Source organism: Ruegeria sp. HKCCA4812, from assembly GCF_013034245.1.
Taxonomy (GTDB): domain Bacteria; phylum Pseudomonadota; class Alphaproteobacteria; order Rhodobacterales; family Rhodobacteraceae; genus Ruegeria.
Genome location: NZ_WQFQ01000002.1, coordinates 332,968 through 349,837, shown reverse-complemented (window position 1 = coordinate 349,837; position 16,870 = coordinate 332,968). Strand labels below are relative to the sequence as shown.

17 protein-coding genes are annotated in these 16,870 nt (G+C 57.8%); 9 read left to right on the top strand and 8 right to left on the bottom strand.

Annotation, left to right across the window (positions count from 1 at the left end; genetic code table 11):
* Positions 1 to 124 precede the first annotated feature (124 nt).
* The gene (locus GOW04_RS09075; RefSeq protein ID WP_171232307.1) at positions 125 to 358 is read right to left on the bottom strand and encodes a hypothetical protein; all 234 of its coding nucleotides are present in this window, start codon (positions 356 to 358) and stop codon (positions 125 to 127) included.
* Positions 359 to 403: 45 nt separating this feature from the next.
* Here GOW04_RS09075 and GOW04_RS09070 point away from each other — a divergent pair, with 45 nt between their 5' ends.
* Positions 404 to 646 (top strand): hypothetical protein, encoded by a 243-nt coding sequence (locus tag GOW04_RS09070; protein ID WP_171232306.1) that lies wholly within the window; start codon positions 404 to 406, stop codon positions 644 to 646.
* Positions 647 to 740: 94 nt separating this feature from the next.
* On the opposite strand, the gene GOW04_RS09065 is transcribed toward GOW04_RS09070, so the two are convergent.
* From GOW04_RS09065 to GOW04_RS09050, 4 genes are all read right to left on the bottom strand, one after another.
* Complete coding sequence (locus tag GOW04_RS09065; RefSeq protein WP_171232305.1) at positions 741 to 2,306, bottom strand: relaxase/mobilization nuclease domain-containing protein; 1,566 nt, start codon at positions 2,304 to 2,306, stop codon at positions 741 to 743.
* Complete coding sequence (locus GOW04_RS09060; protein WP_171232304.1) at positions 2,303 to 2,656, bottom strand: hypothetical protein; 354 nt, start codon at positions 2,654 to 2,656, stop codon at positions 2,303 to 2,305. Before GOW04_RS09060 ends, GOW04_RS09065 begins: the two co-directional genes overlap by 4 nt.
* A 612-nt stretch (positions 2,657 to 3,268) precedes the next feature.
* On the bottom strand, positions 3,269 to 3,646 hold the full coding sequence (locus tag GOW04_RS21790) for an ankyrin repeat domain-containing protein (RefSeq protein WP_217356913.1): 378 nt from the start codon (positions 3,644 to 3,646) through the stop codon (positions 3,269 to 3,271).
* Positions 3,643 to 4,362: a hypothetical protein gene (locus GOW04_RS09050; protein ID WP_171232303.1), complete on the bottom strand. Its 720-nt coding sequence runs from the start codon at positions 4,360 to 4,362 to the stop codon at positions 3,643 to 3,645. Before GOW04_RS09050 ends, GOW04_RS21790 begins: the two co-directional genes overlap by 4 nt.
* A gap of 207 nt (positions 4,363 to 4,569) precedes the next feature.
* Between GOW04_RS09050 and GOW04_RS09045 the strand changes: the two genes are divergently transcribed.
* The 4 genes from GOW04_RS09045 to GOW04_RS09030 all read left to right on the top strand — a co-directional run bounded on the left by GOW04_RS09045 (position 4,570) and on the right by GOW04_RS09030 (position 7,374).
* Complete coding sequence (locus tag GOW04_RS09045) at positions 4,570 to 6,195, top strand: type IV secretory system conjugative DNA transfer family protein (RefSeq protein ID WP_171232302.1); 1,626 nt, start codon at positions 4,570 to 4,572, stop codon at positions 6,193 to 6,195.
* Entirely contained in the window at positions 6,192 to 6,638 is a 447-nt protein-coding gene (locus GOW04_RS09040) for a hypothetical protein (protein WP_171232301.1), read from the top strand. Before GOW04_RS09045 ends, GOW04_RS09040 begins: the two co-directional genes overlap by 4 nt.
* 73 nt (positions 6,639 to 6,711) lie before the next feature.
* Positions 6,712 to 7,056 carry a hypothetical protein gene (locus tag GOW04_RS09035; protein ID WP_171232300.1) on the top strand — a complete coding sequence of 115 codons (345 nt, stop codon included), beginning with the start codon at positions 6,712 to 6,714 and terminating at the stop codon, positions 7,054 to 7,056.
* 51 nt (positions 7,057 to 7,107) lie between these two features.
* The gene (locus tag GOW04_RS09030; protein ID WP_171232299.1) at positions 7,108 to 7,374 is read left to right on the top strand and encodes a hypothetical protein; all 267 of its coding nucleotides are present in this window, start codon (positions 7,108 to 7,110) and stop codon (positions 7,372 to 7,374) included.
* 18 nt (positions 7,375 to 7,392) lie between these two features.
* Here the strand turns inward: GOW04_RS09030 and GOW04_RS09025 are convergent, their stop codons facing one another.
* Positions 7,393 to 7,626 carry a hypothetical protein gene (locus tag GOW04_RS09025; RefSeq protein WP_171232298.1) on the bottom strand — a complete coding sequence of 78 codons (234 nt, stop codon included), beginning with the start codon at positions 7,624 to 7,626 and terminating at the stop codon, positions 7,393 to 7,395.
* A gap of 378 nt (positions 7,627 to 8,004) precedes the next feature.
* Between GOW04_RS09025 and GOW04_RS09020 the strand changes: the two genes are divergently transcribed.
* Positions 8,005 to 8,523: a hypothetical protein gene (locus GOW04_RS09020; RefSeq protein ID WP_171232297.1), complete on the top strand. Its 519-nt coding sequence runs from the start codon at positions 8,005 to 8,007 to the stop codon at positions 8,521 to 8,523.
* A 43-nt stretch (positions 8,524 to 8,566) separates the two neighbouring features.
* Here the strand turns inward: GOW04_RS09020 and GOW04_RS09015 are convergent, their stop codons facing one another.
* Positions 8,567 to 8,884: a hypothetical protein gene (locus tag GOW04_RS09015; protein ID WP_171232296.1), complete on the bottom strand. Its 318-nt coding sequence runs from the start codon at positions 8,882 to 8,884 to the stop codon at positions 8,567 to 8,569.
* A gap of 9 nt (positions 8,885 to 8,893) precedes the next feature.
* Positions 8,894 to 9,253: a DUF2958 domain-containing protein gene (locus tag GOW04_RS09010; protein WP_171232295.1), complete on the bottom strand. Its 360-nt coding sequence runs from the start codon at positions 9,251 to 9,253 to the stop codon at positions 8,894 to 8,896.
* Positions 9,254 to 9,707: 454 nt separating this feature from the next.
* Between GOW04_RS09010 and GOW04_RS09005 the strand changes: the two genes are divergently transcribed.
* From GOW04_RS09005 to GOW04_RS08995, 3 genes are all read left to right on the top strand, one after another.
* Positions 9,708 to 12,638 (top strand): UvrD-helicase domain-containing protein, encoded by a 2,931-nt coding sequence (locus tag GOW04_RS09005; protein WP_171232294.1) that lies wholly within the window; start codon positions 9,708 to 9,710, stop codon positions 12,636 to 12,638.
* Positions 12,639 to 12,760: 122 nt separating this feature from the next.
* Positions 12,761 to 14,962: an ATP-dependent endonuclease gene (locus GOW04_RS09000; RefSeq protein WP_171232293.1), complete on the top strand. Its 2,202-nt coding sequence runs from the start codon at positions 12,761 to 12,763 to the stop codon at positions 14,960 to 14,962.
* Positions 14,959 to 16,842 (top strand): UvrD-helicase domain-containing protein, encoded by a 1,884-nt coding sequence (locus GOW04_RS08995; protein ID WP_171232292.1) that lies wholly within the window; start codon positions 14,959 to 14,961, stop codon positions 16,840 to 16,842. Before GOW04_RS09000 ends, GOW04_RS08995 begins: the two co-directional genes overlap by 4 nt.
* The last annotated feature ends 28 nt before the right edge of the window (positions 16,843 to 16,870 follow it).

Here is a 16,870-nt window from a genome sequence, read left to right as displayed (position 1 = left end):
GTCAGAACACCCGCACCCATCCAAGCGGCGTTTGGCGACGATCATCGAGGAAAACACGCATGGCAGTTCGTTCCGTTGATGTTGTGTGCTGACAGACCGCCAAGGAAGCGGCCTGTGCCTGATTTCACGTCCGCCGGATCGGGCGATCTCTCCACCCCAGCAGCCGGAAGTACCAATGGCTGCTCCCGGGATTCCACCCTGTGACTTGGCGAATGACCGCGCGGTCGTTCTCGGTCACGCTCTCATAGACAGGCGCTCCATAGCGCCGTGCCCATCTGTGATACCGGCGCAGATACTCACCGACGGTAACTTCTTCCTCTCTGGGCAAACACTCCCTGCGTTTTCCCAGGCTCGTCATCACGTAACCTTCGCGCTCGCACGCTGTTGGATGAACTAGAGCGTTATGTCCGGCAAGGCGAAGTGCAGCCTCTTCATTGGTGAAGACAAGACACCTGCGAACGCGGCCATCGTAATCGATTTCGGCCCATACGTGTGGAATTTCATCAGCACGATAGACTATCGGGGCGGGCTCAGCAGGCTTTGCCGCAAACTTGTTGACGGTATCTATCGAACCTTGGGTATTGCGCTGTGCCTGCCTGGCCTGATCATTCAGACCGCGAAGCAGTTCAGCTTCTGGAATGGTTAGTCGTGGCATAGCAGCCTCCTTTGCCTTTGATGACACCGACGATGGCATGGAAAAATGCCGGTTGACTTGAACACGTTCTGGTCACGGACACTGCCTAGTCATTATCGTCGCGCCGATAACCGCGCCCCTTGCGACCGCGACGATTGTCTCGGTCATGCCCGCGCCGTTCATCAAGTTGCTGTTCGCGTTCGCTCCAGCTAAGCGCGTGCTCTTCCTCACCGTCGTCATCGTCGAGCAACTCGATGCCTTCGGCGAAGTCAGCGGCATCATTGAAACCTTCGCGCAGATCACCGCGCGCCATATCGGTCGGATCAACACCTCGCTCCTGCGTCTGCCGTGCTGCCAGTTCCAGCTTCTGCGTTTTGCGAACGTCCCGCGCGAGCCGCTTCTCCAGCGATTGCCGCTCACGGGTGGTAAGCCGATCGGCAACCCGCTTCCGCCGTTCAATGTCCGAACGCTCGCGATCATGACGCTTGGCCAGCGCATCCGTCTCGGCCTTGTGCCGATCAGCGGGATCAAGCCCCGCTTTCTTCTGGAGCGGCCCGAGTACCGATCGCAGCCCCGGTGTCTTATCGATTAGATCGGCGACCTTGCGCCGGACACGAAAGCCCCATCGCTGGCTTTCCGAGAGCTGGGCGGCATGAAGCTGCATCCGCTCGCCCTGCTGACGGGTGAGCATCTCCTGCTCTTTTTCGGTGATGGCGGCGCGGCGCGCCGCATCGAGACCGGCAAGCTCGCGCTCCAGCGCTTCGCGCATTTGCGTGATCCGCTCCGCGCTAACGGCCTCGCCCTGATCATCTCCGCCCTTGTTCTGGCCTTCGCCACGATCACGGGCGAGGCGGTCATGCATGATCTGTTTCGCCTGATCGACCGACGGCAGATCGGCAGGATCGAGACCAGCGAGCTTGGCTTTGATCTCGCGCGCCTTGCGGCCTTTGACGTAGCGGGTCAGGCTGTGCACATCGCACTGCTGATCAATGACGACAAAGCCGCGCTTGTCGCCGCGCGCGAGAACATAGCCCGCACCATCCAGCGCCGCCCGAAACCCTTCGGCACCATCGGCCTGTTCATAGGCCGCAGTGATGTCTTCGCGGCGCTGCTCGGGCGTGATGCCGGTTTCATCGGTCTGTGCCTTCTCGGCAAGGCTGGGCTCAAGCTTGTCCTTCTTGAAGGGCCGCTTTTCTTCCCAGGCCTTCAGACCGGGCGGCAGTTCGTGACCGAAGCGATGGGCGAGATCACACGCACAATCCATCAGCTTGGATTTGTCGTGACTGATGTGGATCGCCTTCATCGCGCCGATATCGATGCGCGACCAGACAACGTGGCAATGCTCACGGCCAACGCCGTCACCGTCTGGCTTCACATGAAAGACGACGGCACGCGGCTGGCCTTCGAGTCCGAGGCGTTCCTCGATGACTGCGATGGCTTCCATGTACTGGTCACGGGTGAGCGGTTCGTGCGGGTTGATCGAGAGGCTGTAGAGATATTTCTCGGCACGGGTTCCGGCGGCGACGGCCTCGAATTCAGCGAAGGCACCGGACAGATCGTCGGCAACAGCACCGCGCAGATCAGCCAGTTCGACAGACTCGTTGTCGAAACTGTTCATCAGGTGGATGGCAAGATCGCCGCCATTTGCGCGCTGGCTGCCCTTGAGGATCATGGCTGCCTCCCGAGTGCTTCGAAGAGCACGGTGCGCATCTCGGCAAGGTCGCGATGGACAGCCTCGATCACGGCAGCGATTTCTGCCTGATCGGCACCATCGGCCACCTCCCGAAAGGCGGTTGCAAGCTGGCCCATCTGACCGAGCATCTGCGCTGCGGCCTGCCGATCCAGCGGCGGCGTGCGAGACTTGCGCAGTGGCTTGGTATGGAGCGCTGCGTGACGGACATAGGCAGACGCAGAAACACCGGCAGCGTCGGCGCAGGCTTTGATCAGCGCCGCCTCGCTATCGGTCAAACGCATCGTCAACGTCGATGTGCGTTTGCGTTTCTCGCTGCCGCTGGTCGTCATGTCCTTTCACTCATTGCGGTGCAGGAAGCTTTCCTGCTCGTGGTCCACCGGCGATGCGGTGGCCGGGGTTTGAAGGGGACGGGAGTCCCCTCATCAGGTTTCCAAAGGGCGCGAAGGCTCTTTGGGCGATGGGGTTTCAAGGGGAGAGCGAAGTCTCCCTTTGGTCGTGGTTCAGGACGCGAAAGTCCTGATCGATGGGGGTCGAGGGAGAGAGCAGAAGTCTCCCCTTTCCCGGTCTTTGCTGTTCACAGGAAAGATCGGACGCAGCGCGCTATGGCGGAAGCTCACAGGCTGGTCACGGACCTGCCTGACAGAGCTTCACGGCTATGCGCTGCGAGCGGCACGAAAGGCTCGATGCCTGAAGGTGCCGCTATCCTGGGGGATGCAACGGGGGACGGTAGTGCCCCCTTGCCAAGATGGCGCGGTGTGACCGCGCACATCTTGTATTCGAACCAATCCGGCTCTCATTCCATTATGCCATTGGGGGCATTAACGAAGCATTAACCATTGGCGCTAAACCAATGCCATGCTGCATTACAGTGCCCTGTCTAATTCTATTGGTCAAGAATTGGTCACGGGCGCGTCCCGCCCCTTCGGGCCGGCCCGCGGTTTCTATTTTGAGCTTTCCTGTTCCAGGAATCGCGCTTCAGCTTCTGCGATATAGACGGCCAGTTCGTCACTGACCTCACATTCGATCGCGATCACACTCGGCCAACGCCCACGCTTATCGGCGAAAAACGCGGCTCCATGCTCTTCGACGAGTTTTTTCGTTAGAGCGAGATTGTTGGTGCCAACAGCGACATGCAACGCCGAGAGCCCTGTCGATTGATCGACCATGTTGACGTCCAGGCCCTTGGCGATCTGCTTGTCGACGACATCAGTGGCACCGTGATAGGCAGGTCCGACTATGTCCCACTCGAAGAAACGGGCCTGTCGCGGTTCCGCCTTCGTCTGCTGTGTGGTGCGCGGCTGGACTTCATCATCGCTCATAGGCTCGGTGCCTTCTGTTTGGTCAAAGTCAATTCGTCTGTTGCATCAACAAGCGCGGCGGCTGTCAGGAACGGACGCTCGCGGACTTCGCCGGTCAGCATTTCGGAATCGTCATCCGGCATAAGCCCCTTGCCGTAGTGTAGCCAATAGACGCGCGGCTCGTCCGTGAGGATGTTGCGAAGCACGCCGAACAGACGGTTTTCTCGTGCGATCAGAACGCCGCTATAGTGGTCTGTAAACATGTCTTGGGTACGCGTTTCCGAGATGCGAAACGCCTGGCTATTGGATGACGGAAGAATTTCGACGACGGCGTCGGGTGCTTTTTGTTCAGAGCGGCGATAATTCCCGGCGAAGTCATGGATGATCTCTTCTCCACCCTCATCCGCCTCACTAGACAACAAGAAACCGACGAGCCCGGACTCGAATGCGATTAATGGGTCAGCGACTTCGTCCTGCGGTTCGGGGATGGCGAAGCCTTCGGTCTTCAGAAGCTGCAAAGACATGCCCACCACCATTTCACTGGTCTTATGAGTGCCGCGGACAAAGCGCTGCATAGTCGGAAGGGAAATTTCACGTCGGCGCGGATCGGCATTGTGAACACGTGATAGAAGGGTCGGCACACCGATGCTGTGGGCCTTCATGTAGGCCTTGACCGCTTCGCGAATTCGGTCGCGCTGCTCCTGATCAAAATGGGCCGGTAGATCATCATCGGGCATAACGGGCGTCCAATAAATTCTATGCTGATCACGGCCATGATCAGCGTCGAAGCGATTCCGGTCAAGGTTCGCAGGCCGCCGTGACCAGTCGGTGACTACCCTCGCGGCGGTCGTGACCAGCCCGTGTTCTTCAGACCAAGCCTTAAGAGTGACAGCTCTGTTCGTAGCGCGTGGGGCAATCCCGCGCTTAAACGAAAGGAGCCTGTCATGGAATGGGCAACCACAGAACACCTGATTTTGCTCGCCCTGCTGGTCATCCTGCTGATGATCCTGCTCAGCTGGCGCTTTGACAACAAGAACAACACGACCTTCGGCGCGGCACGCTGGTGCACGGTCTGGGACCTGTTCAAGGCGAAGCTGTTCCAGCGCAAGGGTCTTTATGTCGGGGACTGGGCCGGTCGACTTGGCCTCTATTACCACGGCGCGCATGCCGTCACATTCGGGGTGACCGGCTCGGGCAAGGGCGTCTCGGCCATCGTGCCAAACATGCTGGAGCAGCGCTTCATGTTTGTCGTCGATCCAGGCGGCGAGAACACGGCGATCGCCAGCAAGACCTGGCAGGCGCGCGGCATCGAATTCAAGTGCATCAACCCGTTCGGCATGCTGGATGCAGAGCCTACGGCGCTGCCAGCGCACGGCTTCAATCCGCTTGCGGTGTTGAACCCTGACTCGCGCAGCTTTGCTGCTGATGCGCTTCTCTTTGCAGAGATGCTGACCCCGCGCACTGGTGAAGAGCGCGGCGGCGCGGCCTACTTCAAGGACGCGGCCACGGCGGCAAAGCGGGCGATGATCCTTCACATCGTCACGCGCGAACCGGACGAACGGCGCAATATCGCGACGCTCTATGAATATGCGTACAGCGACGCCGCTGGCTGGGCCGCGCTCATCGCAGCGATGAAAGCCAATCCGGTCTGCGGCAATCTAGTTGCGCTCGAAGCCAACAAGCTTGAGCGCACAGAAGCGCAAGCGCCGGAAGAGTTTTCGGCGGTGATGTCGACGATCCAGCAAGACCTCGACTTCCTTGCAGACCCAATGGTGCGCGAGCACTTCTCGCGGGATGACGTCGATTTTTCGATCCTCAAAGGCATCGAGAACCCGAACGGCGGCATCATCACAGTCGTCATCCCTCTTGAGTATATCGAAAGCCACGGTGCGATCACACGGCTCGCAATGGCCTGTGCGGTGCTTTCGCTCCAGCGCGAGCCCTATGCCGCTAGGCCGGTCACTTTCCTGATCGATGAAGCGGCCTCGCTCGGCACGATCAAGCGTCTGCCGAACTGGCTTGCCACGCTGCGCAAGTACAATGTCCGCTTCTGGACGATCTGGCAAAATATCGGCCAGGTCGAGCATCTCTATGGCCGCAATTGGCAGACGATCATCTCGAACTGCGGGCTGCTGCAAATCCTCGGCGTCGGTGATCTTCAGACCGCGCAATATACCTCGTCGATGATTGGCCAGTGCACGGTACGCACGGTCACCACAAACGCCAAAGGCGAGCAATCGGTCTCGCAAACGGCAAGGCCACTGTTGATGCCGGAAGAACTGCTGCGCACCGACGATGGCATGCAGATCGTACTGATCGGCACGCTGTGGCCTGCCATGCTGAAGAAGGTGTCGTACTGGAAACAGCCGCGCCTCGCTGGCCGCTATCACGACAACCCGTACCGCGACACACCGACGCCGCGGCACGGCGCGCTCGACGGACTCGCGGATTTGTGGGGCAAATTCTACTACATGCTCGTGTGGTGGATGGCACCGCATCCGCTCGCGGCCTGCATCATCGTGATCCCCGTCGTGCTTGGCCTTCTTTCTGTATTCGGGGGCGGCCAATGATCGAGCTCATCATCATCTGGCTGCTCTACGTGTTCGTGGTCTCGCAGCTCCTGCCAATCCTGCTGGAGCTGCTTGGCTACCTGCTCGTGTTCCTGCTGGAATGCTTGTGGATAGCCTTCACCACGACCCTGAAGGCAATCTGGTTCGGACTGACCTTTCCGTTCCGGAGACGGCAGCCGTCGCAAGCCTACGAAGAGCCGGAGCCCGAACAAGCGCCGGAAGAGGAGATGGATTTCGCGACGATGTGCGAAGGCCAATCCCCTTATCTGGTCGCCTGCTATCTGCTGCGATTGGACCCGGATGGGTTTACCGAGGAAGAGTTCAAGCGGAACTACCGCTACGCCATCATGGTGAACCATCCCGATCGCGGCGGGAGCGATGAGGCCGCTACGGCGGTCAACATCGCCCGCGACGTCATCAAACAGGCACGTGGCTGGGCGTGACCAATCCGTGTTCTGTGCGGCGCGTTCGCGCGCCGTCACACTTGCAGTCAGAACATAGGAAAGGAGATCACTCATGAGAGCGATGACAATCCAGGTCTCTGACCGACTGCGCGAATATGCGCATCGACGTGCAGACGAGCTCGGAGTTGATGCCGAAACATTTCTTACTGCGGCGATCGCGGAGGCCTTCGTGAATGGGGCGCTGACCGGCCCCGAACCAAGGCCCGAACGAGAAGATGACGAAGACTATCCATTCGTCACCGATCCGGGGGGCGGCGTTTGGTACGAAGACGAATTCGACGGTCTCGACGTCGAGGATTTCGAACTGATCGGCCTGATGGACCCGCCCGATGAAGAAGAGGAAGCGCTGATGCGGGAGCTGATGGCACAAGCGGCGAAGTGGCGACGCCTTCACTGAAACCAAGGGGAGCGTTCCGGCGCTCCCCCATCTCATTCGGGAGACCAGCCAATGCCGCTACTAACCATTCACCTCGATGACCGCGCTCTCGGGTTTGCCAAGGAGCAAGCCGAACAGACCGAACTCGATAACGCCGAAGCCTATCTGACAGCGCTACTACATGGCGCGATCAACCACGAAATGAAGCGGGACGAGGAAGCGGCCAACCTGCCGCCGCTCCTGCCTGCCATCGTCATCTACGGGCATGCGGAGCTCATCGAACGCGGCGAAACACAGAATGACGGGATGCCGGTCGATGAAGTCGACATCCCGTTCTGATCCCCGTGGGGAGAGCGCCTATGCGGCGCTCTCTTCTTCTTCGATCATCTTGGGATCGTATTCCCGCAGGACGATGCGGCCACCGCCGACAGGAACGAGATCGAGCTGGAGCGTGAAGCCGCGTTCGTCCTTGTGGTCCCAGGCGGCACCGATCTTGGTCCAGTGGGCTTTGTCGCCTTCGGTGACATGGTAGGCGATCAGGGCGGGTGCTTTGGCTTCTTGGTTTTGTTGTTTTTGGTTCGTGCGTTTCATGGTCTTTCTCCTTTTCAAGGTTTTTACGTTTCAAGATGACCTGCACCGCACGTCAGGGCGTCAGAGGCGGCATGCACCGCCACAGCGGGGAACCGGCAACACGGGAGCGAAGCGAATGGTGCGGGCAGCCCGGTTGCATGACGCCGCGCCCTGCGTAAGCGTCACCGGTCGTTGAAACGAAACCTTGGGAAGAGCCGTGAAGACCTATCGCGCGAACTTGGCAGCATCACGCCAAAGCACCCGATGAGCCGATCTCATCATTTGGTGGACAGGGAAAATCTCCCACAGGATTCCTCGGCGCTTGGGCACAAAGACCGAGCCAACACGTCTGGACACGGCTATGCTGTCGGCAGGCTAAGAAGAGCGGATAGGGAATAGATGCCAAGTGAATTTGAAGAAATGCGAGATCGCGTTCAGGCAGTCTTCGGCGCATTTGATGAGACGGTGCTCATTGTCCTGAAAGGTCATCTGCTGATCGAGGAAATGCTCGATTCAATCATCAGAACGTTTGTTTTTCATCCCGATTATCTTGACGATGCACGACTGAGCTTTACTCAGAAGCTGCACATTGCACGCTCAATCTCATTAGACGAGCATGACAATGCGATGTGGGAGATCGCTATCCGCATCAATAGGCTTCGCAATGAGCTTGCGCATTCCCTGGATTCGCCAAAACGCGCTGGCAGGATACAGTCTGTGCTCGATGCGTATTTCGCAGAAGCAAACGAAGACGAACACATAGCACTCGTCAAGGATCAGGAAGAGCCGGTCAAGCTGGCCTTTGCTGCCAGCTACTTCATCGGCTTCCTTGGAAGCTTTAAGGCCGAGATCAATCGCTTCCGTGAAGTCATCGACGGCATTGATCAGGTCATGAACCCGCACCGGCATCAAGGATGATCGACGAAAGAGCACTGTCACCAGCGCTCTCCCGTCTTGTGGATCAGAATAGGCTATATTGCCGTGCCGCCAGTTCCTGCGCTTTCCAAACCGGATTGGCTGCGGCCTCATCCAAGGCTTCGCTGACATAATCGAGAACACCGCCGCCATCGATCACTTCGGGCTCCGGCACGAAGTGTGAGCGATAGCCCGTCTCGGTTATCGGCAGCACCGCGCGCGCGGGTTCGATGGATTCGATCTCGATATGCGCCATGCTGTATTCGTCGGGATGACCGCGATACAGGCGTGCCCAGCAAGGGCAATAACGGACCTCGATCAGGATGCCATGCCAGTCGAGGGTATAAGTTTCGTACTGTGCCATGCTGCCCTCCTAAGCCTTGATGTGACCGGCAGCCCGTGCCTCGTCGGCATAGGCGCACAGCGTCTTATCAGCGGAGAAGTGCAAGTCGCGCTCGACTGGCAGACCGAGCTTGCCGCGCAGGCTTTCAAGATTGGTGATGCTGACATAGCCAAGCTCGGGACAGCCAAGTCCGAGATCACAAAGACCGAAGGCAATATCGGGCTCTTCGGGGTCAAGTTCGGTGAGCAGCCAGGTACAGGTAGCATCGGGGGTGAAGAGTTTGACGACCGGCTCAAAGTCCGTTTCCGTGACCTGCCGAGCAAGTTCCGACTGACGGATTTCGCCGTTGCGCAGAAGCTGCTCGCGTATGGGTTTGGTGAATAGTTTCATAGTCTTGTCTCCTGTTTGTTGTTTTCGAAAGGCCGCGGGAGACACACGGCGGGGGCATCAGACGCGCAGGTCATGCCCAACACGGTCCCTCGCAGCAAAGCGCAGAGGAAGTGGTGCGGGCAGCGGCATTGACCGAGCGGCGCGCCCGCCGATACGCGGCCCTCATCTTTCGAAAGCAAACAGTGGAGACAGCTCAGAAACGCACAATTCCATCAGCGCGAGGGATCGACGCCGCATGGCCGAGACCGCACTTTGGGTGGGCTCGGTTCACGAGAGCCCGGTTCTGCTGCGCAGGACGCGCCGAAGCAGTTTCAATGGACGCAAAGAATACCAGTTGCTACCATTGGATGATGAAAAAGAACATGAATGTCATAGAGTTACGTAGTGTCTTCAGTGCAGGGCGATTGAGTTTCGAGCGACTGTCCGGCTGGTCATCAGCGCGGAATACGAGCAGATGAATGCGTCAGCACCACAGCTGGTTAAACGGAGTCGCCTTAGCGGCGCGCTGTTGCGACCGCTTGGTCATCCCTTCTGGGGAGCGGAGCAAACGATCTCGGGTGTCACCGTGCTTGGCGGGAAGCCCCGGCAGGTCGCATTCTCGGACATGCTTGGCCCGGCGGAGCTAACCAAGGCGCTCGGCTTCTCCGGCATTAGACTGCCGCTAAAGGACGGCACTGAGATCACGATTGCAGGGCTAAACGAGAATGACGCACTTGGCTTCATCTCGTCCGTCAGCAACGGATTTCGCAAATATTTCCTTGATCGCTTCGCCGCCGTCGAGGAAGAGCTTCGCGCCCTTGGAGAGGTTGTTCAGCGCCTTGAACAGCCGAGGCGCTATCCATCGGCCTGTCTACTTTGCCCCTTTGTTGAACGGGTAAGAAAGGTTGCGGCTGCATTGCCCGGAACCATACCGGAGGGCGTACTGCCCACAGGGCAACAAGTGCTGCTCGACCGCGTCTTGGCGCTCCACACAGAGCCGGAGCGGAACCGCGAGGCTGCGGTCGAGCGTTTCATTGCAACCGAACTCGAAGAGATGGAACCGTTCTTCGATCAGATCGAGTCTAACCCCCTGACGCCTGAACAGAGACTGGCTGTTGTGACCGATGAGGACGCAACGCTGGTACTCGCGGGTGCTGGATCGGGGAAGACCAGCGTGATCGTTGCCAAGGCGGCCTATCTGATCGAGCGCGGTATTCGCCAGCCCGAAGAAATCCTGCTGATGGCCTTCGGCAAGGATGCGGCAGACGAAATGGCAAGCCGGATCAAGGAACGCTCGGGCGCGTCGGTCGACGCGCTCACCTTCCACGCCCTTGGCTACGGTATCATCCGTGATGTCGAGGGTGGTACGCCTGCATTGGCTGCCCATGCCAGCGACGACGCCCAGTTTCGCGCATTGCTGCGCGATATCCTGATCAATGATGTCGCCAAGAATTCAAAGCTCGGGAAACTGATCCTGGAATGGTTCTCGGCGTTCTACTGGCCGTACAAAAGCGAATGGGACTTTGAGACCAAGGGCCAATACTACCAGTATGTTGAATCCCACGAGCTGCGCACACTCAAAGGCGACGTGGTCAATAGCTTCGAGGAATGGGAGATTGCCAACTGGCTGTATCTCAACGGCGTCGCTTATGAATACGAGCCACTCTACGAGCACAGACTCCCCAAGAACGATCGCAAAGCCTACACGCCGGATTTCCGTCTGACGGAGAGCGGCGTCTACATCGAACATTTCGGGGTCCGTAAATCGAGGGGAGCGGACGGATCGACGCGCCTGACCACGGCTCCGCATGTCGACCGCGAAAAATATCTCGAAGACATGAGCTGGAAACGCGGGGCCCACAAAGAGTACGGCACCACGCTGATCGAGACTTTCAGCTATGAGAAAGTCGAAGGCAGGTTGACTGAAGCCTTGCGAGAAAAGATCGCACCCTATGTCGAACTGAAACCCATTCCGCCGGACCAGGCACTGACGGCTCTGACGGAACTTGGACAGGTCGACACATTCACCCAAACGCTGGCCACGTTTCTCCGCCACTTCAAGAGTTCGGGTACGTCGATCGAGCAGTGCCACCAGCGCAGCGAAAAGGCTGCGGATGTACCGCGAAGCAACGCCTTCCTGAAGATTTTCGAGCCGCTCTTCGCCGCTTATCAGGAGCGCCTCGGGGAGCGGATCGATTTCGAGGACATGATCATCCGCGCAGCCGAGCATGTCGAAGCGGGCCGCTACCAAAGTCCCTACCGACACCTGCTTGTCGATGAATTCCAGGACATCTCGGAGGGACGCGCCCGCCTGCTGCGCGCGCTAAAAGCGCAACACGATGACGCCCGCATCTTTGCCGTCGGCGATGACTGGCAATCGATTTACCGTTTCACCGGGTCAGACATTCATCTGATGCGGAACTTCGGCGAAGAGTTTGGTGGCAGCTTCGCAGGCACTGACGGTGTCCATCGTACCGTCGATCTCGGACGCACATTTCGTAGCGTCGACAAGATCGCCCTGCCTGCGCGCCGGTTCGTCCTTCAAAACCCGTCGCAAATCGAGAAGAAGGTGGTGACTGCCAGCACGGCGTTGTCACCTGCGATCAACGTGGCATACTACACGCGGGGGCAAGACGAAGGGGCGCTCACGGACACGCTTGGCCGGATCGCGCAATCGTCCGGCAACAAAACTAGCGTGCTCTTGCTCGGCAGATATCACCATCTGCGCCCCAAGTCCCTGAAGCAGCTAACAGCAAATCATCCCAACCTTTCCATCCGCTTCATGACGGCCCATGCCTCCAAAGGTCTGGAAGCCGACCACGTCATCATCCTGCGCGCAGCATCCGACCGGATGGGCTTCCCGTCCGAAATAGTCGACGATCCGCTACTCGATCTTGTGCTGCCGAAACCGGAGAAATTCGATCATGCAGAAGAGCGCCGCCTGTTCTATGTGGCGCTGACCCGAGCAAGAAAATCAGTCACCATACTCGCAGATCGCGAAAAGACATCGGTCTTTGTCCGAGAGCTGATCGACGAACCGGCCTATGAAACGATCGAGATCGGGGAGCCTGGGATCGCCGAGCACCGATGCGGTTCCTGCGGTGACCGTATGCTTGCACGGACTTCAAAGCAGGGCCGTACATACTATTCGTGCGAACACCGAAAGCTCTGCGGCGAGACACTTCCGACCTGCTCGACCTGCAACCGCGACCTGCCTCTCAAACGCAAACCACTTACTGAAGTCTTGACCTGTTCCTGCGGCAGCGAGTTTCCGGCATGTCCTGAATGCGATGGTGGCTGGCTGGTCGAACGCAAAGGGCGATACGGCAAATTCCTAAGCTGCGTGAGATACCCTGACTGTAAGGGGAAACGGACAATTCGGGAAGAAAGCGAAAAACGTGGGTGAGCCACGCTTAAAAAGCTAGATTGCAGTCAGTGCAACAAGTTGGCAATAGAACTTGACTGCAAACCAATGAAAATGCTGCAATTATCACCAATCGAGCCAATAAACAGAGAATTGGAATAAAGATGCATTTGAGCAAGATCAGGCTTAAGAATTATCGCCGCCTGGCAGACATAAAGATCGATTTGGACAGCGAGCTCTCGATCTTCGTGGGCGCGAACAACAGCGGCAAAACCTCCGTCGCCCATGCGATGCACTTCTTCATAGGCGGTGCCCGTGACCGTGTCAGCTTTCATGACATAAGCGCATGCCGATGGAGCGACATCGATGCGTTCGAAGCCGGTCAAGCAGACGCTGCACTTCCGGTCTTGTCAATTGATCTATGGTTCGGTGTCGAGCAAGCGGACCTGCATCGTGTCATCGACCTTCTTCCCAATCTTGAATGGCAAGGAGCGATGGTCGGCGTTCGTATCTCCTTCGCTCCGCGTAGCGAAGATGAGACTTTGACGCGCTTTCGGGAGCGACACGCACAAGCACAGGAAGCGGTCGCCGCCCTGGAGAATCCGGAAGGTGAGGAACCGTATGTTGCTCCACCGCGAACGCTGCGCGAATATCTCGAAGACGAGCTCCAGCGAGAGTATGAATTCAAGTATTTCGTGCTTGATGAAGCCCAATTCAACGAAGAGCTTGAGCCAAACGAAGGTTACGAACCGCAAGAACTGCTACGGGATCAGGGTCGCACGGGAAAAGATATCGTCAACTCACTGATCAAAGTCGATTTCCTGCACGCACAACGCCATCTTTCAGACAGTGAGGGAGGCAGCCGCGCAGAAGAACTATCCCGGCACCTTAGCCGCTATTACCAAAGGAACCTTCAGCGCCACGGTGACGATTACAATGCGATCAGGGCGCTAGCGGACTCGGAGATACTGCTGAACCAGCATCTCGAACAGGTCTTCGCGGATACCCTCCAACGGCTAGCCCAATTAGGATATCCGGGGCTGACCAATCCGCGCCTGATGATCAAATCCGCGCTTAATCCTGCGACGGTAATGAACAGCCAGGACGGTGCCCATGTTCACTACGCCCTGAACGACGAGGGCCTGACGCTCCCCGACAAATATAACGGGCTCGGTTTCAAAAACCTGATCTATATGGTGGTCGAACTTCTCGATCTTCACGCACAGTGGCTGGCAACGGAAGAGAAGCGCCCGCCTCTGCATCTGGTGTTTGTCGAAGAGCCTGAAGCCCATTTGCATGCCCAGTTGCAGCAAGTCTTCGTCAACAAGGTGTTGGAAATTCTAGCGGCGGAAGATGACGCGCCGGATGGTTTCCACACGCAACTCGCGCTGACGACGCACTCTCCGCACATCCTGTACGAGCGCGGTTTCCAGCCCATCCGCTATTTCAGGCGTGAAGGTACAGGCATTGCACAAGCGTCCAAGGTCCTGAACCTGTCGGAGTTCTACCGCACTACAGCCAACCCGAGCCGTGATTTTCTGGAACGCTATTTGAAGCTAACGCACTGTGACCTTTTCTTTGCCGACGCGGCTGTGCTCGTCGAGGGCAATGTCGAACGGCTGGTGATGCCGCAGATGATTGCAAAGGCAGCGCCCGGTTTGCGTTCCTGCTACCTTAGCGTTCTCGAAATCGGTGGAGCCTATGCTCACCTGTTCCGGACACTTATAGAGTTCATCGGGATAACCACGCTCGTAGTCACCGATCTGGATAGCGTAAACGGACCCGCCGACGAGGATAACGCGGATGATGCCGAACCGGTGGACGGCGACGATGACGAGAATGAAGTTGTGGCGGGTAGCACTTGTACTCCTGAAACTCCGGACGCGTTGACGTCGAACCAGATGCTTGCCCAATGGTTGCCTGGCACAAACAGGATCGACGAGCTCTTGGGTGCCGATGAAGAAGCCAAGACAATTGCGGCAGATGACTTTGGGTTAGGCGCTATCCGTGTCACCTATCCCTGCACCGTCAATCTTGCGCGTGGCGACGAACAGATAGAGCGCGCCGGTCGCACGCTCGAAGTCGCCTTCGCATTCGACAATCTGGAGTGGACACAGGAAGTCGCTAATCGGGAGTTGAGGCTCCGGGTGCGCGCACCACAAAATCTGGAAGACTTAGCACGACGTCTCCACGATAAAGTTCATAGTTCGAACTACAAGAAAACGGATTTCGCGCTCGCACTACTTGCCAAGGACCCTGACGCTTGGAACGTCCCTCACTACATTGCCGAAGGCTTGGAATGGCTCGAAGCCACTCTGGGGGTAGCGGAGGAAGACGAAGAGCAGCAACAAGGTGACGCCGCATGACAAGCCGCATCGGCAAGCCCAATACAGATACCGACACGGCGCTTCACGAGCGGCTCGCAGGCGACGGCAACCGGCATTTTGTGATGGTGGCGGGAGCGGGTTCGGGAAAGACAACATCGCTCGTGAAAGCCCTAGCGCAGATCGAACGCACCCAAGGGTCTGCCCTGCGCCGCAACGGGCAACACGTCGCATGCATTACCTACACCGAAGTGGCCGCGGAAGAAATTCGCGGAGACGTCGGGAATCATGAACTGTTCCACGTCTCGACCATCCATAGCTTCCTCTGGACTGTCATAAAGCCATTTCAAAACAATCTTCGGGAATGGGTAAGCAACCGGTTGCTAGAGAAGATTACCGAAGAGCAAGAAAAAATCGACAATCCGCGAACAAGAGAAGCCACGAAAGCCCGCGCCGCGGAGAATATCGAACGGTACAATCGACAACTAACGGAAATTAATGCAGTGAAGAGCTTCCGGTACGGGACCGGTAGTGACTACGCGAACGGCGTTCTCGGCCATAGCGATATCCTGAAGATCGGGCCCGAATTTATCGCCGGACACGCATTAATGCAGACCCTTCTGACGCATCGCTTTCCGGTCATCTTTGTCGATGAGAGTCAGGACACGGACCCGGCCTTCGTGGATGCTCTTCGTCATGTGGCACGTGCGGTTCCACAAGGCTTCTGTCTCGGCTTCTTCGGCGATCCGGTCCAGAAGATTTACATGCAAGGTGCCGGACCTATTCCGCCAGAAGAGGGATGGGAGACGCTTGAAAAGCCGGAAAATTTCCGGTGTCCGCAGGCCGTGCTTCGCGTCATCAACCGTATCAGGGCGGAAGACGATCAGCTTGAGCAAACGCGCGGACGCCACGTTGTGGTGAATGGGGAAGACGCTCCCGTCGAAGGGTCAGCCAGAGTATTGATCCTGCCCGCCGATGATCGGCGACAGGAACGTCTGGAAGAGGCGCGTCGCTGGCTGGCAGAACAAGACGGTGATGAAGGCTGGTTGGAGCAAGAAGACGAGGAAGCGTTGCGGCTATTGGTCCTGGTCCACAGGATGGCGGCAACCCGACTTGGTTTTCCAAACCTCTACAGCGCACTTAACGACAGATCACCGGAGGATCTTAGCAGCGGCCTGATTGACGGGACTGCTTGGGTGGTACGTCCATTCCTGTCGTACATCCTTCCAGTAGCGCTTGCGCGTCACGAAGGGCGAGAATTCGAGATTATGCGACTGCTTCGCAAGCACTGCCCGCGGTTGCAGCCGGACGCGCTGGCTGGTGTCGACACCGCGGGACTTTTAAACGGATTGCAAGGACAGATCGGCGAACTGGTGGCGATGTTGGAAGCCGGGGGTGACGCGCGTGTCGGCGATGTCCTCCGTTTCATGGGAGACAATAACCTGTTGGCGTTCGACGATCGTTACGTCGAGCTCATCGACCTGTACGCGGGTACGGATGATCCTGTTGCCGAGCCTGCGACCGACAATGCCGCTCTTCGTTTTATGCAGTGCGATGCATCGGAGCTATGGGGATATCGAAAATATATAGAGAAGATGTCTCCGTTCGCCACGCAGCAAGGCATCAAGGGCGCGGAGTTCGACAAGGTGATCGTCGTCGTCGACGATCAGGAAGGGCGAACCAACACCTTCTCCTACGGAAAGTATTTCGGGGTAACACCACAATCGGATACCGATCGCGCAAATATCGCTGCCGGAAAAGATTCCGTCATCGATCGAACGCGACGCTTGTTTTATGTATGCTGCTCGCGCGCACTGTCCGATCTAGCCGTCGTCATCTTTGCGGAAGACACAGCACAGATGCGTGATGCGCTAATCGCCAAAGGGTTTTTCGAGCCCGAGACCATCCATGTATTCGACTAGGACATTGCCTAAAAATGAGAGAGGGCTG